This is a genomic window from Pedobacter sp. Leaf176 (genome assembly GCF_001424305.1).
Taxonomy (GTDB): Bacteria; Bacteroidota; Bacteroidia; order Sphingobacteriales; family Sphingobacteriaceae; genus Pedobacter.
Genome location: NZ_LMPD01000002.1, coordinates 663,118 through 687,163 on the forward strand (window position 1 = coordinate 663,118; position 24,046 = coordinate 687,163).

The following is a 24,046-nucleotide window of genomic DNA, read 5'->3' on the forward strand; positions in this document are numbered from 1 at the left end:
TTAGTTTTTTAAAAATCTGTACATTTCACAGTTGGCCAAGAGAAAAGCGCCTACGCCAAAATTTGCAGTTGAATTTGCATCAACAATTTGTCCGGGAATTGCTTTTTCTCCAATTGGCTGAACATAACCCACCTTACCACTTTCTTGCAGGGCGTTTTGAGTTAAATAGTTCCAGGCTTTCAGCGCAGCGGGAAAATAGGTTTTCTTATTTAAGTAACCATTATTGATTCCCCACAGCAAGCCATAAGTAAAAAAAGCCGTTCCACTGGTTTCACGACCAGGCGCATGGTTGGCATCGAGCATGCTGCGTGTCCAGTAACCTTCCTCCTGCTGACTTTTTAAAATCGCTTCGGCCATGCCTTTGTATTTAGCAATGTACTCTTTTCTGTGCTTATCGTTTTTCGGCAGGTCTTTCAGTACTTTTGCTAATCCAGCAAAAACCCATCCATCGCCCCTTGCCCAAAAATCTTTTTTACCATTTGTACTTTTATGTTTAGGGTAAACATATTTAGCATCACGATAGTAAAGTTTTGATTCACTATCGTACATAATGCTGTTCGCATAAGTGAAATATTCATAGAGTTTATCCAGGTATTGATGATTCCCTGTTGTTTTGTACAGCTTTGTCATCACAGGCATTACCATGTACAAACCATCTGCCCACCACCAGTAATCATTTTGTGTGGTGCTCATTTCATACTCCATAACCTCTTTTGCCCTGGCAATTTTATATGCTTCAGGTTTTAAATGGTACAAATCAATATAAGTTTGAAAGCAGATTTGCCAATCGCCGAAGAGAACATGTTCATCGGTTTCCCCATATTTATACTTCCACTGAGTTTTATCGGTTGATTTTGCCCCCATCCATTGATTATAAACAGCCCAATCCTCTGAATATTTACGGTAAGTTTCATTTTTCGTTAGCGCTACAACCTCCATGTTCCCGGTATGATAAGCCGCATTATCCCAGAAAGACCGGACTTCGGCTTTGTTATTTGTCTGCCAATACGAGTTTGCTTTATTTATGATGCCAAGCACCTCTTTTCTTAAAGGTAAATTTTGTGCCTTTAAATTTACTGCCAAAAGGAGCAGCATGAGTAAATTGAAAATACTTTTTTTCATCATTATTTAACAGGTTTAATTCCGGTAAGGGTTGGTCTTACTTTTTTGATATTTCCATCGGCATCAAATTCCATCCTATCGATACATACTTCACGATTATATCCGGCAGCATCACCCATAGCGATGCCTTTTGGCCGGGTAAAACGATGGTAAACAATATACCATTCATCTTTTCCAGGAATTTGAATAACGCTGTTGTGTCCGGTTCCATAAATACCATTTTGAGTATCTTTCGAAAGAATGAGGTTGTTTTCAGGGACGGATATTTTTCCCGTTGGCGAATCAGAAGTACCATATCGAACCCGATAATTTTCACTGCGCGTATCATCTTCCGACCACAAAAAATAATATTTTCCTTTACGATAAAACACTTCAGTTCCCTCTCTAAAATCTCTATTAGGTGTAATAACCTTTATCGAATTTGTATCAATCGAAACCATATCTGTATTTAAAGTTGCAACAGCCATATAACCGTTACCCCAATACAAATAACTTTTTCCATTTTTTGGGTCGGTAAAAACATCAGGGTCAATTTCCTGACCACCTTTAATTCCCAAAGGTCTTGTTGCTATAAGTGCTTTGCCGCTATCTTTAAATGGGCCTTCAGGCTTATCTGCTATTGCGACGCCAACTTTCTGGGCAGCAGTGTAATAATAGAAATATTTATATTGTCCGTTAACTTTTTTTTCTGCGATTGTGGGGGCCCAGGCATTTCTTTTGCCCCAGGTCACATCTTTAATCAAATCCAGTATAATACCCTCATCTTTCCAATTCACTAAATCTGGTGACGAAAAAGTTTTAAAATAGGAACCGCTCCAGCCTGTAAAACCATCGCTGGTTGGATACAGGTAATATTTTTTTGTTTTATTAGAATACAATATTTCAGGATCGGCATAGTAGCCTTTTAAAACCGGGTTACTATTTACTTCTACATTAACGTTGTAGGTAACTGCTGGTTTCACAGCGATTGTAATGGTTAATTTTTTAGACCCTTTGGAGAAATCAAGCTTGCCTGCTGGTGAAATAGCCACACCAGGATAATAGGGAAACGCGGCATCGAAATTTCTTAAATTTGTGCCATAATCAACAGGAATGAAAAGTTTTTTATTTACGCTGTCTAAAACGATGTTATTCTTCTTAATATACTTCGACTGGGTCGATTTAAGAACAGATTCAGCATTATACCACTTGGATACTAATTGTTCTATTTCCATTTGATTGAGGGGCAAAACAGTTCCATGTCTCGGATGGAAATCCATAGAAACATCCTCGTCAACCACCTTAAAATTTTCTAAATCTTTGCTGCGCGTAAACTGATATTTTCCTTTCATATAAACATCGTACATCAGAATGTATTCATCACTATTGTTTAATTTGAATACGCCCGCACCTTCAACCGCATCGGTAGTTTGTTGGAGATATTTGTCTTCCAACTTATAACCCTCGGTAAGCTTATCTGAAACTGCTTTTTTGATGCCATTGCCGTTCCCTTCAGTTTTAAAAAACAAATTGTATTTTCCATTGTGGTAAATGATGTCGCCATCAATACAAGAACCATTTGTAGGACTAAAAAACAATTGTTTTGGTTCAGTTTCTAAGTCTGTAAACTCGGCATTTGCGTAAGCATAGTAAATTTTATCAGGGTCTTTACCGTGTTTCATAGACCAATAAACCATATATTTTTGCTTTGAACTATCGTAAATGGTTTGAGGTGCCCATACGCGTAAAAGATTTTCATTACCTGGAAATCTCTTTTGAATATTGACTACGGATGAGGTCCAGTTAACCAAGTCAGTCGATTTAAGCAATACCATTGCCCGATTGGAGTCCCATCCTTTTGCAGAAACCATGTCAGTAACCACCATATAAAAAGATTTGCCATCAATGCCACGCAGGATATGAGGGTCGCGAACGCCCCCCGTTGAACTAATTTTTTCGGAAGAAATTACCGGTTCATCATTATTTAAGGCATTAAAACTATATCCGTTCTTGCTTATCGCGAAGTGGATGGCTTCTTCCTTTTTATCATCACCAGTGAAATAGACAAATAGGTAACCGGCTTCTTTACTTCCAATCGTACTATTTGATTGCGCAGATAATTTACCGGGAAACAGGCTCATTAAAAGCAAAAAAAGAATAGTGGCATTAAAATGGTTTTTTAACTTCAGGTGTTTCATTCTAGTTTTTAAATTTTGGTTTCCATTGTAAAACTTTAACCGCTGTAGGTTTCGATTCAGATTTTCCCTCCCCATCAACTTGTGTAACATTTTGTAAATAAAGGTTGAGGATATTTTTATCCTTCCAAAGTTCCGTATCATAACTGGGCTCCCAATCTCCTACGCTTTCATTTGTTAAATCTTCGACGCGCCAGGCATTTGCTGTGATGTCTTGATTAATGGCAATTGAGGCCTTGCTGCCACGTTCAGCATCTCTGAACAAAATGCCTGCAGCATAATATTTACCATTAGGCCAGACCACAATTTGTGGCCTCGAAATTGGAATTTTCTTGGTACCTCCACCACTTAAACTAAAAGAAGTCTTCCTAAAAGAAAGCGTATTTACCTTCCATCCATCCCCATCATTGAAAACAATACGATATTGAGGAATTGGGTTATGAATATCGCTCCAGTAACTTGCGATAAAAACATTTCCATTAGCGTCTGCATACATCGACGTCTGGTTAATCAATTCACTTTTTTGAGGAATTTTTAAAGCATACTCCGCATTTGATTCAATTATTGGCAAATTATATTTTTCTCCTGAGGATGTTTGCCATGTTAAACCACCATCCAAAGACTTTGCATAGCAAAGATCGTGGTTGCTGGCCACATCAGGACTTTCGCGCCAAACCCATGAAAGATGAAGTGTGCCGGATTTATCTATAGCGACCTGCCAATATGCATTGCGTTTACCTTCACCATCAATCAGTCCACTCTGTACACGCATCCATGATTTGCTTTTGACCGAATAACGGTTAATCATCAAATTCCCGTTGCCAGAACCGCCATCGCGATAAAAGAAAAGTAGATCTCCTGCCGGAAGCTTATAGAATTCAGGATAACTGACTTTGTTTTCCTTTTCAGAAACCATTGCCAGCTTTTCGCCAAGTTGCAGCGAACCCGCAGCAATTCCTTTTGCATAGTTTAATCCGTTATTGTGCTGTCCCCAGGCTACGTGAATAAAACCAGAACCATCTACAATAATACTGATTGATTTATGTGCATCTGTTGCATCACCCCTATATTGCGTTTTTCTAATTTGCCAGGTTTTTCCGCCTGTTTTTCGTTTTGCTAAAACTACAAACTGTTCCACATCGTAATAAGCAGCATACTGGTAATTTTGGTAGGTAACCAGGGAATTTTTGCGGAAGATAACGGCATTGACTGAATTATTTGCCCAACCATTTTCAGAAATTGTACTAACGTTTCTTGTCTGCGCTTTTAGAAGTTCTGCTTTAAAAATTGAAAAGCACAGCAATAAAATTAATGCAGGAGCAAAATCGGGCTTGAATTTGAAGGCTATCAACTTTTTATATTTGGTTAATCAAAGTACCGCAATTCCGTATAATTGCTTGGGGGGGAAATTCATATTTAAAGGGGGGGTATTTGAACTCAAAGCAAGCTTTCTACCCACCCTTTGTTAGAATTAATGGATAAAATCGTTTATTGACGGCTGAGAAATTTATTTCTTCAATTACATTTGATAGTAACTGAGCCATGAGCTATTCTAAACCGATTGATGAGAAGGATTGATTGTGGATTAAGGCATCTCAGAAGCCGTAAAGGAATAACTTATATCGTGGTAGTAGAATTCACTTTGCTTACATGATTATATGTGTCGATGTAAGCTCTCGGCGACTGTCCAATAATACTTTTGAAAACCCGGTTAAAATTAGTTATGCTATTGAAACCTGCTTTATAGGCAACTCCGGAAATACAATCCGCTTTCCGCCCCGAAATGAGGCTTTTGCAGGCATCATTTATCCTTACTTCATTTAAAAAAGATACAAATGTATGTCCGGTATGCTTTTTAAAATACCTGCAAAATGCTTGTGGAGTCATAAAAGCAGCGTTTGCAACATCTTCAAGAGAAATTTGACTATTGTAGTTTTCTGTAATAAAATTAATGATTTTACTTAACCTCATACCTTCATTCTCCGTAACATTTGACGAATACATTTCTGAACAAAGCGGCAGCAAATTTTCATTCAAATCAACCAAACAGTTAATTAGTTTTAAAAAATTGAAAAGTAAATCTGACCCTGTTGCATAGTGTACATCGGACATTTTTTTTATAATATCCTTGGTATAAAGTTCAGGAATTTTAAATCCATGTTTGTTCTTCTGTAAAAAAGCACTTGCAAGTTTCATCTCGGGCAAATTGAAAAGTGCATTTAAAACACCATTAGCATTGAAATAAATCGAACTTGCTTTTACTGTTCTTTCTTTCGTATTTGAAAAGTATTCGGGATTACTTTTGAATAGGTGTGGCAATTTTGCACCAATCAGGAATACATCTCCGGATTGGAAAGGATGCATGTCATTACCAGCAATTAATGTGCCTTCCCCATGCTCAATATAGGTAATCTGCCATTCATCATGCCTGTGCAGGTATTGATAAAAAAAAGGCAATTCTATTTGTTCTGATATTACACTCTTGTCATCAGGAACGAGCATTGTAAATGGTAGTACCTTCATGATAATATTTTGGTTGGTTGATTCTATAATAAATGTAATTATATTAACCAAATAATCAAAACATTATACATTTTGGGTTAAAATATGGTTAATAATCGATAATATTTAAACGTTCTAAAGACGTTCATTTCGAGTATAACGCATATAAGATAAATTTAATTTATTTCGAATGTCCTGAGTATTGAATAGTTAGACCGATAAATTGCACTTAGCTAAAGCTTACCTTACCAAAAAGGCATCAATTTTTATTTCAGTTTGTTGTTCAGCGATAATCTGGCTAACCAAAAGTCCGGTTGCCGGTCCTAAACTCAATCCCATCATACCATGACCTGTTGCAACTATTAAATTTCTTTGTGCAGCACTTCTTCCTATATAAGGTAAACCATCAGGAGACGAGGGACGGAAACCATACCAGATTTTATCTATTGCAGGTAAATCGGGTTTTAGATCAGGGAAATATTTAGGAACAGATTCTACAATACCTTTTACCCTTTGCATATTTATTCTGGTATTGATCTTGTCAAGCTCCATAGTGCCACCATAGCGGATACTGCCGTTCATCGGCGTTATGGCAACCCGTGCCTCGCAAAGCAGTGCCGGTATAGTCATTCGTTTTTTTGGTTCAGGTTCCATAAATGAGTAACCTTTACCAGGCATCAGCGAAATATTTAAGTTCGCCATTTTGGCAACTGCCGGTGACCATGATCCTGTGGCCAGTACATAATAATCGGCTTCCCAGACATCACTGCCTGTAAAGACCTTTGTAATGCGGTTTGAATCAGTTTCTATTCTGTCAACCTCTTTATTGCGGACGATTTTTACCTTGTTGTATTCCAGGTATTTTAATAAATTCTCCATCAATTTTCCAGGATACAGATGAGCATCACAACGATAATGAACTGCCCCCAAAACATCAAGGTCTAGTTCTGGCTGCAGGGCTTTGCATTCCCCGGCATTTAAAACCGCCATATCTAAGCCCAAATCATTTGCCTTTGCCGCTAAGTGTGCCTCTTCCTCTCCTGCCTGCTCTGTTTTATAGAAAGCAAGAATTCCATTATTGGTCAATTCAAAATTAAAACCAGGTTCTTTTGCTAAATCTTCATAAAGCTTTTTACTTAGTAAGGATAAATCCCTCAATGGTTCTGCAGCTAGTTTAACATGTTTCGATGTAGCATGCTTTACAAATTTTAAACCCCAGTTAACCAGATTCAAATTTAAGCTAGGACGAACATAAAAGGGACTTTTGCTGTTAAACATCCAACGGATGCCCTGACTAATCATACCTGGTGCCGCTAAGGGTATAAAATGACTTGGCACAATCATACCAGCATTTCCGAAAGAGCAATTATCTGCTACATCGCCCTTATCCAATACTGTGACTTCATATCCTTTTTTTTGAAGATAATAAGCCGAGCTTAAGCCCACAATACCACCACCTATAATTAAAACTTTCGACATTCTTTTTTTTGTTAACAATCTGATTCAATTTAGAATCGATCCTGCAATAATTTAACTAGATAACCTGGAATCCGTGAGCATATGGATCATCATCGGCATCTATTTTTATCGTATTGTAGCCGTAAACTTTTGCCCAACCTTTAACACTCGGTATAATGGCTCTAAATCCATTTAAATCAACCTCTTCTTCCACCCTTCCAGTAAATTTACTTCCTATAAAGCTTTCATGAATAAAGTCTTCACCCATTTTAAGCTTCCCCTTTGCATACCACTGTGCCATTCGTGCAGAAGTGCCCGTTCCACATGGCGACCTGTCAATTGCCTTATCGCCATAAAAGACAGCGTTTCTAGCAGTAGAAGTTGGATCTAACGTCTTACCCGTCCAAAGTATGTGGCTGCAGCCATTAATGGTTTCATCCAGCGGGTGTACAAATGTATATTGTTCATTAATCCGCTTTCTAATCGTTTGGCTCCATGTAATTAGTTGCGATGCAGTATAATTTTCGAGGCCCGGGAAGTTCTCCTGGGGATCGACTATTGCATAGAAATTTCCACCATAAGCAACATCAAATGTAAGCAAGCCTAAATCCGGACATTCGACATATAAATTTTCTGCAGCCAGATAGGAGGCAACGTTTTTTAACTTAACAGACTTAACTTTTTTCCCTTCCTGTTCATACTCTATTAAAACCAGGCCGGCCGGTGCTTCCATACGGATTCTACCCGGAACTTTAGGTTGGATCAGCCCTTCCTCAATTGCTATCGTTATAGTTCCGATGGTGCCGTGGCCACACATTGGCAAACAACCACTGGTTTCAATGAACAAAACAGCCACATCGTTGTCAGGATGATGGGGTGGATAGAGAATACTACCCGACATCATATCATGTCCACGAGGCTCAAACATTAAACCCGTTCTAATCCAATCAAATTCTTTTAAAAAATGCTGACGTTTTTCGCTCATGTTTGCCCCGACTAATTGAGGCCCACCACCGGCAACCAACCTAACCGGATTGCCACAGGTATGTGCATCTACACAGAAAAAAGTTTTACTCATCGGCTTTCGTCAATTTTTGATTTACTGTTCTAAAAATATTCAGCGGATTGCCATCTTTTAACTCATCAGGCAGTAAATCCTGCTGCCAGTCCTGATAGGCTAAAGGTCGAACGAAGCGGTAAATTGCCGTTGAGCCTACCGACGTGAACCTGCTGTCGTTAGTAGCCGGAAAAGGGCCACCATGCTGCATTGAAGCACAAACTTCAACACCTGTTGGAACACCATTTAATATTATCCGGCCAGTTTTATCAGTTAATTTATTTAATAATGAAATGTAATTCTTAAGCTCTTCTTTATCCGCCATTAGAGTTGCTGTTAATTGACCACCCAGGCTTGAAATTGCTGATTCCAGTTCGGATAAATCTTTGGCGACAACCAGAAGTGAATAAGGACCGAATATTTCCTCCCTGAATTCTGGATTTTCAATAAATTCGGTGGCGCTTATTTCAGCTACTATAGCCTTCGATTGATTTTTTAAATCTTTATCAGTCAAATTTGAAATACCAAGAATCGAGGCTTTGTCATTATTAATTACTTCCGTAGCAAGCCTGTTGTAATTATCGGCAATTCCATTTGTAAGCATTGTTGCTGATGGAACTGCTGCAATAGCATCAGCTAAGGATTTTTTAAATGTTGTTAGCGAGGGGGATTCAATCGCCAACATTAAGCCGGGATTGGTACAAAATTGACCTGCACCCAGGCTTATTGAAGCAGCATATTTTTTTGCAAGTTCTTCCGCTTTATTTGTTAAAGCATCAGGAAGAAAAATAACCGGATTAATGCTGCCCATTTCTGCAAAAACAGGAATCGGATTTTCACGTTCATCTGCAAGTTTCACTAAAGCCATACCGCCTTTAAATGAACCTGTAAAAGTAACTGCCTTTGTTAAAGGATGTTTAACGAGTGCAGCGCCAATTTCATAGCCATCATCATAAAGCATAGAGAAAATACCATTTGGCATATTGGTTTTTTCAACGGCTTTCTTGATAGCCTCGCCAACCAGTGCACTGGTTCCGTAATGTGCCGGATGTGCTTTTACAACAACCGGACAACCTGAAGCTAGTGCTGAAGCAGTGTCACCACCGGCTACAGAAAATGCCAATGGAAAGTTGCTTGCGCCAAAAACCACAACAGGCCCAATCGGTATCATCATTCTACGAATATCTGATTTAGGTAAAGGTTGCCTATCTGGTTGTGCAGTTTCAATTATCGCATTTACCCAGGAACCTTCAGCTACCAAATTGGCAAATAAGCGGAGCTGGCCCGTTGTACGGCCTACTTCTCCTTGTAAACGCGGCAAAGGCAAACCACTTTCTTCAGCTGCTCTTTTAACCAGTTCCTCTGTTATTGCTGCAATTTCATCAGCAACAGCGTTTAGGAAAGCGGCTTTCAAATCTTTATTTATGCTTCTGTAAAGCTGAAAAGCTTCTGTAGCTGATGCCAACGCATCATTTACCAGACTTTCATTTGCTTTGAAAAAATCACCTTCTATGGCCAATCCTGTGGCAGGATTAATGGCGTTCAGGTTCTTCTCATTCGCATTTACATAGGTTGAAGCAATAATGTTTTTCCCGTTCATATCTTTATTTATCGACTTATTTTCCCCAACTACCGGCAGGTAATTCAGGGCGGTTAGCCAGCGCATCATTAATAACTTTTAATACTCTTTCACGCTCTGCGCCTTGGATGGGTAAACGCGGTGCCCTAACTGCTTCAGTTCCTAATCCAGTTGCTACCTCAGCGAGTTTAATGTATTGAACCAATTTCGGATGTGTATCTAATTCGAGAACTGGTAAAAACCAACGGTATATCTTTAATGCCTCAGCAATCCTATTCTCTTTAATCAAACGGAAAATTGCTACAGTTTCCCTTGGAAAAGCATCTACCAAGCCTGCAACCCATCCGTGCGCGCCCATTACAATACTTTCCATTGCCAAGGGATCCACACCTGTAAAAATTTTAAATCGTTCTCCGAAACGGTTGAACAATCTGGTTACGTTTGATACATCCCTGGTCGACTCTTTGATCGCTTGTATATTACTATATTTAGTCAAAACCTCAAACATGTCCAGGGTAACCTCAATTTTATAGTCAACCGGGTTGTTGTAAATCATAATTGGCAAATCAGTACTTTCTGCAACCGCGCCAAAAAAAGCCAAGGTTTCATCCGCTTCTGCGTTGTAACGCATTGGTGGCAATAACATCAAACCGTTTGCGCCTAATGATTTTGCTTTTTTAGCTACCTCAATAGCCTTTTTTGTGGTTGATTCAGCAATATTCAATAAAACAGGAACACGGCCGTTTACCAACGTCAAGGTATGAGAAAGTAAACCAAATTTTTCTTCATCTGTTAACACACTTGCTTCGCCAAGCGAGCCCCCTAAAATAATTCCTTCGGCACCCGCCTCAATCTGGGCTTCGACATTAAGGTCGAAAGTTTCGAAATCCAATTCATCATTTGCTGTAAATTTAGTGGTAACAGCTGGAAAAACTCCGGTCCAATTTATACTCATTATTGTATTTTTTAATTGATTGTTAATTTTACTTTATGGATTCAAAGTTAACCCTTACATCTGCTCCGATATTATTGGATATTAACCGATATAAGCTAAAAATGCACCTGTTTTCGGGTAAAAACATTCCATTACTTAACATTTTCTACCTGCAAATAGTACATAAATTCTATGTTTTGCTTCGTAAATAATGATGCCTGTCCTGCAAGAAGACTAACTTCTTTCCAGTTTTCAGAGGGAATTATTTTTAGTGTTTTTACCCCATTCTTTTTTAATGTCAGCGGTAGATTAAAGCCATTAACGCAGTTAGCATAACGGTAAAAGGCTTTTCCATCTTTCAGGTAATATTCAAAAGATGGAATCTGAACAACACGTAAATACTGGTCAAAAACTTTGCTATAGTTAAACCCTGCTTTCTTTGAAACAAAATCTTCAACTTGTTTTGTTGTTACTGTTTGGTGGTAAAAAGTTTTATTTAACCCGCGTAAAATCGACCTGAAAAGTGCATCGTTATTGAGACCATGACGAATTGCATGCAACATATTTCCGGCCTTTGGGTACATGTCGCCACTACCCTGGGCATTTACACCATATGGTGGAATAATCGGACCATCGTTCCTTATTGCTTTTCTGATTCCGAAATTGTATTCATCTGCAGCCTTATTGCCGAAAATATAATCAACGAAAAGTGTTTCACTATAATTTGTAAATCCTTCATGCACCCACATATCAGCCAAATCTTTGCTGGTTATATTATTACCAAACCACTCGTGACCACTCTCGTGAATAATGATAAAATCCCATTTTAAACCCCAGCCATCGCCAGACATATCTCGTCCGCGATAACCAAATTTATACCAGTTACCATAAGATACAGCCGATTGATGTTCCATTCCCGTATGCGAAGCATCAATAAGCTGGTAACCATCCTCATAAAAAGGATAAGCACCAAACCAATATTCGAAGCTTTTTAACATTTTGTGCACCTGATCAGGCATATAAGTTTTAGCCTTTGAATAATTGTAATCGAGCACCCAATAATTCAAATCAAGCTGCCCTTTTTCACCAGCATATTTTTCTTTAAAGTTTACATATTTTCCAATGTAAGGAATGATGCAGTAATTACTAATCGGATTTACGACATTATATTTATACGTTGAGGTACCATCGTTATTTTGCTTCTTAAAAACCAAACGGCCGTTACCAACGGCGATTAGCGTATCAGGAACAGTCATAGTTAAGGAGGCCCCGAGATCGGGCTCGTCACTCTGGTGATCTTTGTTAGGATACCAGATGGAAGCACCCAAACCCTGGCAGGCAACCGTCATCCATGGGCGGCCAAGTGAATCAGCTGTAAAAATAAAGCCGCCATCCCATGGTGCACGTTTGGCCTGATGAACTTTGCCATGGTAAAAAATAGTCGCATTATTTGTTGCAGATAGTCTCTGCGCAGGTACATGCGCATACCAGACACTGCCTACGTGCTCAAATTTCAATTTATATTTACCATTGTAAAGGATGCTGTCAATTATCAGTGGTTCCTGCAAATCGATTTGCATGCGTGTTTTACCATTATTGGCACCAACAACTTTGTATACTATCTGATTAGAGCCCGTTATACTCTTGTCATTATAATCGGGCTTCACCGACAGTTCGTAACGTTGTACATCCCACCAGGTTCGTTCGGGTGTTAATGTACCTCTAAGGGTATCGGCCAGTCCGTAGGTTTTCGCTGTTTGTGCGGAAACTGAATTACCGAGAAACACAAATAGCAAAAGTGCTGACGCTGGAATTAAAATTTTCATGTTGTTTATTGATAAGCTTAGAGCCTGTTTAAAATTTATCTAATAATTTGTTTATACTTCTTTTTTGGCCATACCATCGTTAAATATTTCGAGATAGGTGGCTATCTCTGCAACATTTGCCTTGTTTCGCTCAAAAAATAGGCGATAGACATTTTCACAATATAAATTTAATCAGTCTCTTAGTTCCTGATAGATTCTATTTCGTCTACACTCAGCGCAAGATGTTTACCCAGCATCCGGCTTCCTTTCTCGGTGATAAGAAAATCATCCTCAACCCTGATCCCTGTGAAATCCCTGAACTGATCAAGTTTTTCATAATTGATAAATTCGACAAATTTATTTTCCGCTTTCCATCTGTCGATAAGTTCGGGAATGATGTAAACGCCAGGCTCAACAGTCAAAACATAACCTGTTTCAAGTGCTTTGCCAAGGCGTAAAGATTTTAAGCCAAATTGCGTGGTATTTTTCTTAAGATCATCTGTGTAACCAACATATTGCTCACCCAAATCTTCCATATCATGAACATCTAATCCCATCATATGACCAGTTCCACATTGAAAAAACATGGCATGCGCTCCAGCTTCAACAGCATCATCCACATTGCCTCGCATTAAGCCGATGTCTTTTAAACCTTGAGTTAAGGTTTTGCACGATGTCAAGTGTATATCAAGGTAACGAATACCTGGTGCCAAAGCATTTTTAGCATTCGTATATGCATCAAGTACAACATTGTAAACATCTTTTTGCTTTGAACTGAATTTTTTACTCACCGGAAAAGTACGGGTAAGATCCCCGGCATAACCGAGGGCTGTTTCGACACCGGAATCATTAAGCACCATTTGCCCCTCTTTCAAAATATTGCCATGGTAATGGTTATGCAATATTTCTCCGCGAACAGTTAAAATTGCCGCATAAGCCAGGTTTCCACCATAAGACAAAGCCGCTTCCTGAATTTTTGCGGCAAGTTCCCTTTCATACATTCCAGGTTTTGCCTGCTGCATTACCATAAGATGAATATCAGCAGATATGGATGCAGCCTTATCAAGCTCAACGATTTCCTCAGCAGACTTTTTTGAACGTTGTGCAACAACTGCTTTAATCAGTTTTACTGACGCTGCGCTCTTAAGTTCAGTAATAGAAATATCAAGCCAGCTGGCCAGCTTGATTTTGTTTTCCGGTCGATAAGGGGGCAGGAAGCGAATCGCTCGTTTTTTTTGCTTGTACTGAATTAAATATTCATCAAGTTCACCAAGAGGCTGTACATGTGTTAAGCCGGAATCCACTGACTTTTCTTTCAGCGTCTTTTGCCTGCCCATCCAAACGATATCATCAATACCCATTTCATTGCCGAAAAGAATGATTTCATCTGAATCGATATCAAAAACGGCGGCCAGTGCAGGTTCAGAAATTCCAAAGTAGTACAAAAAGGTACTGTCCTGTCTAAAGTGATAGGTATTATCCGCATAATTCATCGGACTGTCTTCATTACCTAAAAAAAGTAAAATTCCCGAATCAAAATTAGATTTTAATATTTTTCTTCTCTTGATATAAACTTCTTTATCAAACATATTTTTGTATTAATCAAATACCCCGAAAGCTTTCTTTTTCTGATATTAAAAATATATGGCATGTGTTGGTCACATTTATAAGTTCAAGCTGCCGTCGGGGTATAAAATTCGTAATAAATCTCCATCTAAAAGAATAAGGCTAAAGTTTGCTTTATGATTGGCCGACTCTATCTGCCATCAGGCATTTAATTGTTATCTCCTCAGCAGCACCTCAGTCATATTTTGACCAGATAGCTTAATTTCATAAGCACCCCGGGCACCGACAGTTTTATCTTTCAAGGAATATTTTCCCACACCATCCACTTTAGCAGGCTGACTTATTCTTAGCACCGCATCATTTGTGTGTTCATCAGCTTTGCCTAAACTTAAATGAATCTCTCCATTGACAGCGTTATAACTTAATTCTTCAATTGTTCCGGCATCCAGAGTAATCCAAAGGCCGGCGGGTGCTATATAAACTGAAGATTTTGCTGCTGTAGTAAGTTTTATACGGATTACTTGGTTATTTTCAGTCAAATTTCCGCCGAAAGCAAGCCAGCCAAATTCTTCATGTTTTAAAATGTAAGACGACGTATTCACGGCATAACCAAAAAATCCTGAACCGTAATCGCCGGTAATGCCATCGTTCTTTAAAGTTGAAGGATAGGCGTGAAAGGCAGCAGGTGCAAATCCATCTTTGGTAATGTTCGAGATTGAGCCCATCAAACCACTATAACCTGTACGAAGTAAATAGAAATCGTTTGGATGTTTACGATAATCCATCAAAACTGGTATTGCGTTTAACGCTGAACCGTAATGATGAACCATACGCTCAATTCGCATTAATTTTCCTCCATATAAAAAGTCCCAGTACCTTCGGGCATTTCCACTATAGGCCCAATGCGGTACTACAGGCATGTAGGCCAGAATTGCATCAAGCGTTACTTTTGCCTTATCCTGGTAGCCGAAATAATTCGACCATACATAAACTTCCTCCTGCCCGGTAGAATCCCATGGCATTTCGCTACCAAAGGGGTAATCAAGTGAGCGCCAGTGATCGGCACGTTTTTTCATTTCATTTTCCAGCTTAATCGCTTCTTCTTTCAAACCCTCATTTTTAAGATCGGTTAAAATCAGATAGAAAACTGTGCCCTCCATTTGTCCGAACTGGGCGTAATACGGTGCAATATTGACCATGGCCATACCCGTTTCGGCGGCATCCAGAAGGTGTTGCTTCCACGTTGCTTCGTTTAAAAAGCCTTTGTAATTGCGAGCCAGGCGATACATCAACCAGTGTGCAGCAGCGACATGAGGATAATTATAGGATCGCCCTAAATTGTCGGCCTCCTTTTTAGGCCATGCAGACCATGTTTTAAAATTGATGTCTTTCGAATAGGTACCCTTTGGCAGTGAATCCGGAGCATAATAAAATAGACTTTTTTTTACTCCATATTTTTGAGGACCGTCTTTATGTTGAATCTGCCCAAACATTACCGTATCGACAAACTGTTTTAGCTTGTCAATTTCAGCCTTTTCGGGATGGACCAGTTGCTTCATCATTGCGCCAAGCCAGGAACCGGCTCCGCCTTCATCACTTAAGCCAGCAATCCAGGCCCTGCTATCCTGATCTACTTGTTGCTGCTTTTCGTAATCATAAGTTATTATTGAAGGACTTCTTTTAAAAATGGGGTCAGGTTTATCAAACCATTGTTTTGTCGTTAGAAAATTTCCGTAACTTGAAATCACTTCGCTTTCCGGTTCGATAATTTTGTAATTTATGGTTTGTTCCAAACCGTCGGCGTAGGTAATTGTAACTCTTGATCTGCCCGAAACAGCACCTTTAACCGCATAACTTTTCCAGCCACTTTTTGTTGAACCGATTGATTTTACACTTAAAGCATTTACTGGAAAAACAGCAACAGATTTAATTTTTTTATCGTACCTGATAAAAAGTTTAGCATTAACATCCTTAGGAAGTACATAGCCAGGAACAGACAGGGCTACTGGTTTGTGGTTTGCAACCAGGCTTGTTTCTATGTCCCTTGCGGTTCCTGATAACAGAAACTGTAGCCCGTAATTTTTGGTTTCACCTGGTTTAAGAATCACTGATGAAGGTGTATTCCACTGCTCCGCATCTTTCCATTCATTTTCGGCATAAGCTTTACTGTAAACCATCCATTCGTAAAAACCCTCAAAAGCGATTCCTCTTGGCGTTTTATCATCATTCAACGGATTATAAGCTTCGAACGGTGTTTTTCCATAGGGTGTTACAATTAAGGATGGTTCATGTCCGCTTAATCTTGTTACCTGTAAATAACCGGCGTCTTTACCTATATAGGGGTCGTAGAAAACATTTTTCGCGTGGGCCTGTTCAAGCGTTCTGCCGTCCAGGATGTTATCGAATATCATTGGAATGCCTAATGCCCCAATTTCGACGTTTTGATTGGTTTTATTGTATATTTCAAATCGGATAACCAATTTACCATCCTTCAGTTCCCAAATTCTCTTTATGGTTAACGGAATATCTGCAGGCAACGTTTCCCTTAAGTCGGCGGCGGCAAGTGCGCCAGCAACTGAAATACTTTTTACCGGGCTTCGCTTTACAGCTGTGCTATAGCTTTTCCAGTTTGTGTCATTCCCCGATTTCAATTTTAAATTAATATCACCTAAATGATAAAATCCATCAGAACTTCTAACTTTCAAGCTGTCGCCGGGAATAAAATCAAAATCTTTGACCATTTTAGGGGCCAAACCAGCTACAGTTTGCGACGACTTAACTAATTTAAGCATGAATGTGCCTGTATCAAAAGAAGAAAAACCATTCTCCAGTTGTAAAGTCGAAGGCTTTTTCCCAAGAGCAATCCAGGGCGATTGGGCCCGGAGCATATAACTGCTTAATACAAGTAGCAAGCAAAGCCATACGCCATAACATATTTTTGTTGGTAACAAATCGGTCGTTTTTTTCAAAAACATAGTCTTCGTGTTGATCTGGTTATTTCCAAAAATATACTTTAAAGTTTTAAAGCGGAAACATTAGCAAAAACAGGTTAAAATAGGTGAATATCCAGTTAATTGAGCTTTTTAAACTCAGGCTTATCCACTTAATTAAACGCTGTCAACTCATATAATAATTAGATTTGCTGAAAGAAAACATTCAACCACAACGTTGATTACGAAAATGATAAATTAATGGTTACACGGGGTATAAATATAGGAGCTTCAGAAGATTTGAAGCATAAGGTGAAGAGAAAGAAAAATTAAACGCTTTAATCAATGGCTACAATTTTTGCGAATTTAGATTCAGTGTCAACAGGTGCATCCGCCGGGTAAGTTTTATATTTTATAGTAAGTACAAAGTTTTCTATGCCGAACTTCCCATTATCGAACCATCGTAAATTTACAGGACTCTTAACAATTGTACCCTGGCTTTGCCTCTCCGATTGTTCCGTAATATTTACGTTCAGATTATCTCCTTCAATAGCATATTTTCCAGTTAGTTTTATATGCCAATCGACGTATTGGCTATTTTTAATCTGAATTGTAATTCTATTTCCAGGCTCAAAAATCAAAACGCGCGTGTAGCCGGTTGATATTTCACTCCAGGCACCGGTTAATTGATCTTTTGGTAAGTTTTCACTTACATTCTTCTTGCAAGAAAATAGTAATAACGAAAATAAGATAATTAACCTGCAAGCATTAAAGATTTTATTGAGCATAATAATTGGTTTTTTAATTAAAACGATGGTTATTATTAAAACGCTACAGCCAAATAAATTCGACTTTTTTTACGAAAAACCTTCATTTTCCATTCCAGCTTCGAGACGCCTTAATTCTGCATCCATATCCAGCATGGCCATTTCTTGTTTTGCAATAAGTTCACGACATGCTGCCAGCTGTTTGCGTAAATCAAAAATTTCTTTTTGCAAGTCGATAAGGCTTTTCCCTGTTTCTTCCTGCATTTTCCTTAATTCTAGGCGTTTCATGAAACCACCTTCACCCAGAAATATCTCAAGTCCTGATTGTTTGCCAATCAAGGCTGGTAGCGGGTGGCCAGGAACCTCTCCAATGAGAATAATTAAATTTAGCTGATTAAGTAACTGAAGATACTCCGAAGCTAAAATGGCATTGCCCCGGAAAATATGTAGTACCCGATCAGTTTTGATATATTCTTCATATTTAAATTCGTGAAGTATCCTATCTAACAATTCGCACTTTGCTGAAGTAAGATTTACGGGAAACTTATCCATTTAATCGCAATTTTGAACATAACATCTTCAAATATAGCCGTTAAGAAGATCATAACCAGCATTATTCTTTGTAAAGTTAAGCACTAAAATGAATGATCTTTAATAAAATCATTTTTTACATTAAAAAATCACATTAATCTCTGTTCAATGCAGCGTAATATGTTCAAATTGTTACAGGATTTATTTATTTCCAATTAAAACATTTCCCTTAATTCAATACATTAGCTTTCTTTTAATTACCCAATGAAAAAAACATTTACATTCTTACTCTTTTACGGCCTAATTCTTTCTGTAAAAGCCCAGACAATTGTTAATCGAAATCCAGAAATAGATAAGATGGTCAGATCTGTTAATCCAGACTCTTTAAAATCTTACATCAGCAAAATGGTTGCCTTTGGAACAAGGAGTACCATTAGTGATACGAAGCATAAAACAAAGGGAATTGGCGCAGCCAGGAACTGGGTGGTGAGCAAATTCAATCAGTTTGCCAGCCAAAGTGATGGGCGGTTAAGTGCTTTTTTAGACACGGTAACCATAAAACCCGATGGGAAAAGGGTAGATAAACAAATCATTTTGGGTAATGCAGTTGCTGTTTTAAAAGGGACAGATGTGAACGATAAACGGGTTTTCATCGTGAGTGGGCACCTCGACAGCCGGGTTACGGATGTTATGAATGGTGTGAGCGATGCACCCGGTGCCAACGATGATGGCAGTGGTGTTGCGGGTGTTATTGAATCAGCAAGAATAATGAGTCAATACAAATTTCCTGCAACTATAATATTCGTTGCGGTAAGCGGTGAAGAACAATCCCTGTTAGGTTCTGGCTTTATGGCCGTTAAAGCAAAAAAAGAAGGCTGGAATGTAGAAGCAATGTTAAACAATGATATGATTGGTAGTAATAACGCAAGCGAAACCCAAATTATTGATAATACGAAACTTCGGGTTTTCAGCGAGGGGTTACCTGCCTATGAATTGGATAAAAACGCAAAAAATATTCGTCAGTATGGATTGGAGAACGATGGTAAAAGCAGGCAGCTGGCACGTTATGTAAAGGAAACTGGTGAAAGATATGTGGATCAGTTAGATATAAAATTAATTTATCGCAATGATCGGTTTCTTCGTGGCGGCGACCACACACCTTTTGTAGAAAATGGCTTCACTGCTGTACGGATTACGGAGATGAATGAAAATTTTGAGCACCAGCACCAGGATTTAAGAACTGAAAAAGGTATTAAATATGGCGACCTCATGGAATTTATGGATTTCGAATACTTAAGAAAAAATACAGCTGTTAATATTGCCGTCCTCGCTAACCTTGCAAAGGCACCATCAATGCCAACTGAGGTAAAAGTCGATGTTAAAAACTTAAGCAATTCTACATACTTATATTGGAAAGCTCCGCTATCGGGAACTGTAAAAGGTTATTATGTGTTAATGCGGGAAACCAGCAGCCCAGTTTGGCAAAAGAAATTTTTCTCCATCGCTACTGAAATGCGTTTACCATACAGTAAAGACAATTATCTATTTTCTGTTCAAAGTTTAGGTAAAGAAGATAATGAAAGTCTGCCGGTTGTACCAGTGGCAGGCAGATAAACGAAACATTTCAATTGTTTGCTTGTTTAAGCTGAAATTTATAAAATGAAGTTCAAACCGGTAGCATTTATTATAAATATTGCAATAACGTTAGGTGTTGGTGCACTGGGGGGGTTATCAACAGCAAAATCTGTTCAAACCTGGTACCCAACGTTAAACAAACCTGACTTCAACCCACCAAATTGGCTGTTTGCACCTGTGTGGATAAGCCTTTACATTTTAATTGGCATAGCAGCTTATCTTGTATGGATCAGACGTGATAAAATTGTTCACTTTCCAAGAACGGTCGCTATTTATTCAATCCAGCTCATATTAAATCTGGCCTGGTCTTTTATATTTTTCTATTTACATGAAATTGGTTTTGCTCTTGCAGAGATACTGGGCCTATTAGTAATTATCATTATAAATGCCCTCGTATTTTACAAAATAAATAAATGGGCCGGGCTAATCTTCATTCCTTATATACTTTGGGTAAGTTTTGCATCATTTTTGACGTATAACATTTTTATATTGAACTAAATTTTAAAAGAAAACCTTATTTTTAGAAGTGTTAACTTTTGAAAGATACCTGCTTATACTCCTCATTTCATGTTGCACTCAATCCTACGCACAAAAGGTTGGGCTTGTATTCAGCGGTGGTGGCGCAAAAGGTTTGGCGCATATTGGCACATTAAAAGCGCTGGAAGAAAACCACATTCCCATAGATTATATCACAGGAACGTCAATGGGCGGCATAGTAGGCGCTATGTATGCCGCCGGTTACAGCCCTGCACAAATTGAAAAGATTGCGGTGAGTAATGAATTTCAAAACTGGGTAAACGGAAGGTATACCAGTGATTATACGTATTTCTTTGAAAAGAATACGCCAAATGCTTCCATGTTGGCTGCAAAGTTAGCTATCGATACAGGTTTCCATCTGAGCTTCCGTTCCAATCTGATTAATGATATACCACTGAATTTTGCATTCCTGGAACTTTTCTCACAGGCTTCTGCTGCTTCGAAAGATAATTTTGACAATCTTTTCATTCCATTCCGCTGTATGGTAGCCGACGTACTTTCACAAAAAAGCATTACGGTTGCCAAAGGCAGCCTGGCAGAAGCGGTGCGGGCTACCATGACCGTTCCCATTATTTATCGGCCGATTAAACTGGATGGCAAATATGTTTTTGATGGCGGGCTATACAATAATTTCCCTGCCGATGTTATGGAGAAAGAATTTAAGCCTGATTATATTATCGGAGCAAACGTTTCATCTAAAACATATAATGAATATCCAAAAAATAATGATGAACGCTTGATGAACAGGTTTCTGGTTTTTATGTTCCTGTCGAAATCAGACTCTACAATGGTTGGTCAGAACGGTGTTTACATTCAACCCGATTTAAAAGATTATAGCGTAACCAATTTTTCACCTGTTGAAGACCTCATAAGAAAAGGGTATGAAGCAACAATGGCTGATATGGCAAAAATAAAGGCCCTAATCACCAGACGCATAAGTGATGAAGACTTAGCAAATAGAAGGGAAAATTTCAATAAGAAAAAACCAGACTTCATTTTCAGTAACATTATCGTAAGTGGGGTTAACGAACAGCAGAAAAGGTATGTAGAACGCCTTTTCAAAAGTGATAAGCAGACATTTAATTTACAGGACATTAAACGTGGATATTATAAACTTGTGGCCGATCAGACCTTTGAAACCATTTATCCGAAAATAGTTTACGAAGCCACCACAGACAGTTACATCTTTGAGGTTGTTGCCCAACCCAGAAAAAGCTTTAAACTTGATATCGGGGGTAACATCTCCACAAGACCCATTAGTAATGTGTTCCTGGGCGTTCAATATAATTACCTAAACAGAAAAGCCTACACTTTTGGAACGAGCTTCTATTCCGGCCGTTTCTATGAATCTGTTCAGCTAAGCGGGCGAGTTGACTATCCCACAAAATTACCGCTGTTTTTAGGTGCAGAATTAACTTACAACCACTGGAATTTTTACAACACCAGTCAGATTTTTATTGAAAACCCTCACCCGATTTACATTGAACAAGCGGATAGAAAAATTGATTTAATGATGGGTGTTCCTTTAAATTACAATACCAAAATTGTTCTTCATTCATCATTCATTAATAACAATGACAGATATAGTCCGAATAATACGTTTGCAGTGGGAGATTTACTCGATCAAACCATCTTTAACGGATTTAAAGGTTCATTGAACTTAGAGAAAAACTCTTTAAACAGGAAGCAATATGCAACCCGCGGACAAAGCTTTTTACTGAGCTTTAATTTTACAACCGGAAGGGAAAACTACAATCCGGGCAATATTTTCAGAAATAGTGTTTCAGCAAATACAATTGAACCTTCAAACCATTTAAGGCAATGGATTGGTGTGAAACTTTTACAGGAGAATTATTTTCTTCACCTGAATAAATATACTTTGGGGTACTTAGTTGAAGGCGTAATTTCCAATCAACCTTTGTTTAATAATTATTATGCTACACTACTGGCTTCGCCCGCTTTTTATCCATTGCAGGATAGCCGCTCATTATTCCTAAATAAATTCAGAGCCTCAACATATGCGGCAGGCGGAATAAAAAACATCTTTAATGTAAGAAAAAACCTTGATTTTAGATTGGAAGGTTACCTTTTCTTGCCCCATAAAGAGTACGAGCTGAATAAGCTGCAAGATGTTGTTTACGCAAAAGCGATAACAAAAATCAGCTATGCGGGTACAGCAGGCCTTGTTTACCATACGCCTGTTGGACCGGTAAGTTTGAGTTATAATTTATATAATGATGCGATTAAAAGAAATGGTGTATTATTGCATATCGGTTATTTAATTTACAATAAACGTTCTATAGAATGAAACGAGGATTCTTCTTAATTTTTCTTTGCCTGACTGGCTTTCTTGGAGCTGCTCAAACCGCAGCCATAAACAATTTTATCGTTAAAGAAAATTTACTCAAAAACAATAAACTCGCAATCATAGCGGCAGATTCGCTTGACGTGCCTAATGAAAATATTAATGGAATTTACACTTTCAGTGTGAGTGGGTTTACACAAAGTCTCAAATTTAACGACGGTATTGCTGTACTTCCCCTGCCGATAGAACGTTCTACGTTTGTTTATTTGAAACACCAGAATGATTCGGGTACACATAGCAAACTGGTCTACGTTTATAAAAAAGATTCTGATTTAACACCTTACCCTATCAATAGCTTATGGCTGTTTATTATACCAATTGTGCTTGTTGTTTTGGCATTTGCATTTCGAAAGCTGATTATTTTTGCCGTTATTATTTTTCTGGTCTTTGTTTATTTCAACCACAGCAGCGGACTAAATCTATCTACTTTTTTTGAAAGCATCTTCGACGGATTAAAAAATTTATTTTAATTCAGTGTTAAAATTACTAAAAAAATTAGTGATTTTTGCATATGGAAAATTTGTTTTTAATTTGTCTTATACCGCCGGCAACTGTTATTGACGATGTTGATGAAATCAGGAAAAGTATTTCTGCTGAGTACAATGTATTTGAATCATTGAAGCGCCCCGCACACATTACACTTTATAATCCGGTTAAAATTTCAAATGAACAAGAAAAGCGGTTCTTTAAGGTTTTAGAAGATGCATCTTATCTAAACACATTCGAACAGGTGTTAAAAAACTTTAAGTCTTTTCCCCCGCACACGGTATATATTGATGTGGAGCAAAATGATGGTATTATGAAGTTACAAACTCAAATTAAAACAGCCCTGAAGCCGCTGGCTTTAATACCAGCTAAAGAGGTAACGAAATTTACACCACACCTTACCATTGCATTCAAGGATGTGAAAGTGCCTGTTTATGATTTAATAATGGATGCATACCGGGATAAAAATTTTAAGCGAACATTTATAGTGACCGGATTTTCAGTATACAAACATATAGATAAAAAATGGCGGCCCTATAGAGAATTTCAATTTAAAGATCCTCAGCAGCATGCCAAGCCTTTAAGCCTGTTCGATTAA

At 38.3% G+C, this 24,046-nt stretch carries 18 protein-coding genes; 5 read left to right on the top strand and 13 right to left on the bottom strand.

Annotation, left to right across the window (positions count from 1 at the left end):
- From ASF92_RS08390 to ASF92_RS08450, 13 genes are all read right to left on the bottom strand, one after another.
- Positions 1-1,125, bottom strand: coding sequence for a glycoside hydrolase family 88 protein (locus ASF92_RS08390; RefSeq protein ID WP_157263778.1), 1,125 nt, complete (start codon positions 1,123-1,125; stop codon positions 1-3).
- A complete protein-coding gene (locus tag ASF92_RS08395; protein WP_056090748.1) occupies positions 1,125-3,299 on the bottom strand; it encodes a family 43 glycosylhydrolase in 2,175 nt (724 codons plus the stop codon). The genes ASF92_RS08390 and ASF92_RS08395 overlap by 1 nt, the downstream gene beginning before the upstream one ends.
- A gap of 1 nt (position 3,300) precedes the next feature.
- Entirely contained in the window at positions 3,301-4,647 is a 1,347-nt protein-coding gene (locus ASF92_RS08400) for a BNR repeat-containing protein (protein ID WP_231729773.1), read from the bottom strand.
- A 266-nt stretch (positions 4,648-4,913) separates the two neighbouring features.
- Positions 4,914-5,819 carry an AraC family transcriptional regulator gene (locus ASF92_RS08405; RefSeq protein ID WP_056090750.1) on the bottom strand — a complete coding sequence of 302 codons (906 nt, stop codon included), beginning with the start codon at positions 5,817-5,819 and terminating at the stop codon, positions 4,914-4,916.
- Between the two features lie 219 nt (positions 5,820-6,038).
- Positions 6,039-7,277, bottom strand: coding sequence for an FAD-binding oxidoreductase (locus ASF92_RS08410; RefSeq protein WP_056090753.1), 1,239 nt, complete (start codon positions 7,275-7,277; stop codon positions 6,039-6,041).
- Between the two features lie 55 nt (positions 7,278-7,332).
- Positions 7,333-8,334 (bottom strand): 4-hydroxyproline epimerase, encoded by a 1,002-nt coding sequence (locus ASF92_RS08415; protein WP_056090756.1) that lies wholly within the window; start codon positions 8,332-8,334, stop codon positions 7,333-7,335.
- The gene (locus tag ASF92_RS08420) at positions 8,327-9,982 is read right to left on the bottom strand and encodes an aldehyde dehydrogenase (NADP(+)) (protein WP_231729774.1); all 1,656 of its coding nucleotides are present in this window, start codon (positions 9,980-9,982) and stop codon (positions 8,327-8,329) included. The genes ASF92_RS08415 and ASF92_RS08420 overlap by 8 nt, the downstream gene beginning before the upstream one ends.
- Positions 9,930-10,847, bottom strand: coding sequence for a dihydrodipicolinate synthase family protein (locus ASF92_RS08425; protein ID WP_056090759.1), 918 nt, complete (start codon positions 10,845-10,847; stop codon positions 9,930-9,932). Before ASF92_RS08425 ends, ASF92_RS08420 begins: the two co-directional genes overlap by 53 nt.
- Before the next feature lie 131 nt (positions 10,848-10,978).
- Positions 10,979-12,652 (bottom strand): M1 family metallopeptidase, encoded by a 1,674-nt coding sequence (locus tag ASF92_RS08430; protein WP_056090761.1) that lies wholly within the window; start codon positions 12,650-12,652, stop codon positions 10,979-10,981.
- 179 nt (positions 12,653-12,831) lie between these two features.
- The gene (locus ASF92_RS08435; protein WP_056090765.1) at positions 12,832-14,220 is read right to left on the bottom strand and encodes an aminopeptidase P family protein; all 1,389 of its coding nucleotides are present in this window, start codon (positions 14,218-14,220) and stop codon (positions 12,832-12,834) included.
- 192 nt (positions 14,221-14,412) lie between these two features.
- Positions 14,413-17,172: a DUF5695 domain-containing protein gene (locus ASF92_RS08440; protein WP_056090769.1), complete on the bottom strand. Its 2,760-nt coding sequence runs from the start codon at positions 17,170-17,172 to the stop codon at positions 14,413-14,415.
- 293 nt (positions 17,173-17,465) lie between these two features.
- Positions 17,466-17,915, bottom strand: coding sequence for a hypothetical protein (locus tag ASF92_RS08445; protein ID WP_056090772.1), 450 nt, complete (start codon positions 17,913-17,915; stop codon positions 17,466-17,468).
- A 69-nt stretch (positions 17,916-17,984) separates the two neighbouring features.
- Positions 17,985-18,446: a hypothetical protein gene (locus tag ASF92_RS08450; protein ID WP_056090775.1), complete on the bottom strand. Its 462-nt coding sequence runs from the start codon at positions 18,444-18,446 to the stop codon at positions 17,985-17,987.
- A 243-nt stretch (positions 18,447-18,689) separates the two neighbouring features.
- Here ASF92_RS08450 and ASF92_RS08455 point away from each other — a divergent pair, with 243 nt between their 5' ends.
- From ASF92_RS08455 to ASF92_RS08475, 5 genes are read left to right on the top strand one after another with little or no spacing between them, the layout of a single operon-like run.
- Entirely contained in the window at positions 18,690-20,039 is a 1,350-nt protein-coding gene (locus ASF92_RS08455; RefSeq protein ID WP_056090777.1) for a M20/M25/M40 family metallo-hydrolase, read from the top strand.
- Positions 20,040-20,084: 45 nt separating this feature from the next.
- Positions 20,085-20,558, top strand: coding sequence for a TspO/MBR family protein (locus ASF92_RS08460; protein ID WP_056090780.1), 474 nt, complete (start codon positions 20,085-20,087; stop codon positions 20,556-20,558).
- 28 nt (positions 20,559-20,586) lie between these two features.
- Positions 20,587-22,905 carry a patatin-like phospholipase family protein gene (locus ASF92_RS08465; protein ID WP_231729775.1) on the top strand — a complete coding sequence of 773 codons (2,319 nt, stop codon included), beginning with the start codon at positions 20,587-20,589 and terminating at the stop codon, positions 22,903-22,905.
- Positions 22,902-23,432, top strand: a complete 531-nt coding sequence (locus ASF92_RS08470) for a hypothetical protein (protein WP_056090782.1) — start codon at positions 22,902-22,904, stop codon at positions 23,430-23,432. The genes ASF92_RS08465 and ASF92_RS08470 overlap by 4 nt, the downstream gene beginning before the upstream one ends.
- Before the next feature lie 41 nt (positions 23,433-23,473).
- Positions 23,474-24,046: a 2'-5' RNA ligase family protein gene (locus ASF92_RS08475; RefSeq protein WP_056090785.1), complete on the top strand. Its 573-nt coding sequence runs from the start codon at positions 23,474-23,476 to the stop codon at positions 24,044-24,046.

Bases quoted from the DNA above. Each gene is read 5' to 3' on its own strand.
- ASF92_RS08390 (WP_157263778.1), bottom strand. From the start codon at position 1,125: ATGATGAAAAAAAGTATTTTCAATTTACTCATGCTGCTCCTTTTGGCA.
- ASF92_RS08395 (WP_056090748.1), bottom strand. From the start codon at position 3,299: ATGAAACACCTGAAGTTAAAAAACCATTTTAATGCCACTATTCTTTTT.
- ASF92_RS08405 (WP_056090750.1), bottom strand. From the start codon at position 5,819: ATGAAGGTACTACCATTTACAATGCTCGTTCCTGATGACAAGAGTGTA.
- ASF92_RS08410 (WP_056090753.1), bottom strand. From the start codon at position 7,277: ATGTCGAAAGTTTTAATTATAGGTGGTGGTATTGTGGGCTTAAGCTCG.
- ASF92_RS08415 (WP_056090756.1), bottom strand. From the start codon at position 8,334: ATGAGTAAAACTTTTTTCTGTGTAGATGCACATACCTGTGGCAATCCG.
- ASF92_RS08420 (WP_231729774.1), bottom strand. From the start codon at position 9,982: ATGATGCGCTGGCTAACCGCCCTGAATTACCTGCCGGTAGTTGGGGAA.
- ASF92_RS08425 (WP_056090759.1), bottom strand. From the start codon at position 10,847: ATGAGTATAAATTGGACCGGAGTTTTTCCAGCTGTTACCACTAAATTT.
- ASF92_RS08430 (WP_056090761.1), bottom strand. From the start codon at position 12,652: ATGAAAATTTTAATTCCAGCGTCAGCACTTTTGCTATTTGTGTTTCTC.
- ASF92_RS08435 (WP_056090765.1), bottom strand. From the start codon at position 14,220: ATGTTTGATAAAGAAGTTTATATCAAGAGAAGAAAAATATTAAAATCT.
- ASF92_RS08440 (WP_056090769.1), bottom strand. From the start codon at position 17,172: ATGTTTTTGAAAAAAACGACCGATTTGTTACCAACAAAAATATGTTAT.
- ASF92_RS08445 (WP_056090772.1), bottom strand. From the start codon at position 17,915: ATGCTCAATAAAATCTTTAATGCTTGCAGGTTAATTATCTTATTTTCG.
- ASF92_RS08450 (WP_056090775.1), bottom strand. From the start codon at position 18,446: ATGGATAAGTTTCCCGTAAATCTTACTTCAGCAAAGTGCGAATTGTTA.
- ASF92_RS08455 (WP_056090777.1), top strand. From the start codon at position 18,690: ATGAAAAAAACATTTACATTCTTACTCTTTTACGGCCTAATTCTTTCT.
- ASF92_RS08460 (WP_056090780.1), top strand. From the start codon at position 20,085: ATGAAGTTCAAACCGGTAGCATTTATTATAAATATTGCAATAACGTTA.
- ASF92_RS08470 (WP_056090782.1), top strand. From the start codon at position 22,902: ATGAAACGAGGATTCTTCTTAATTTTTCTTTGCCTGACTGGCTTTCTT.
- ASF92_RS08475 (WP_056090785.1), top strand. From the start codon at position 23,474: ATGGAAAATTTGTTTTTAATTTGTCTTATACCGCCGGCAACTGTTATT.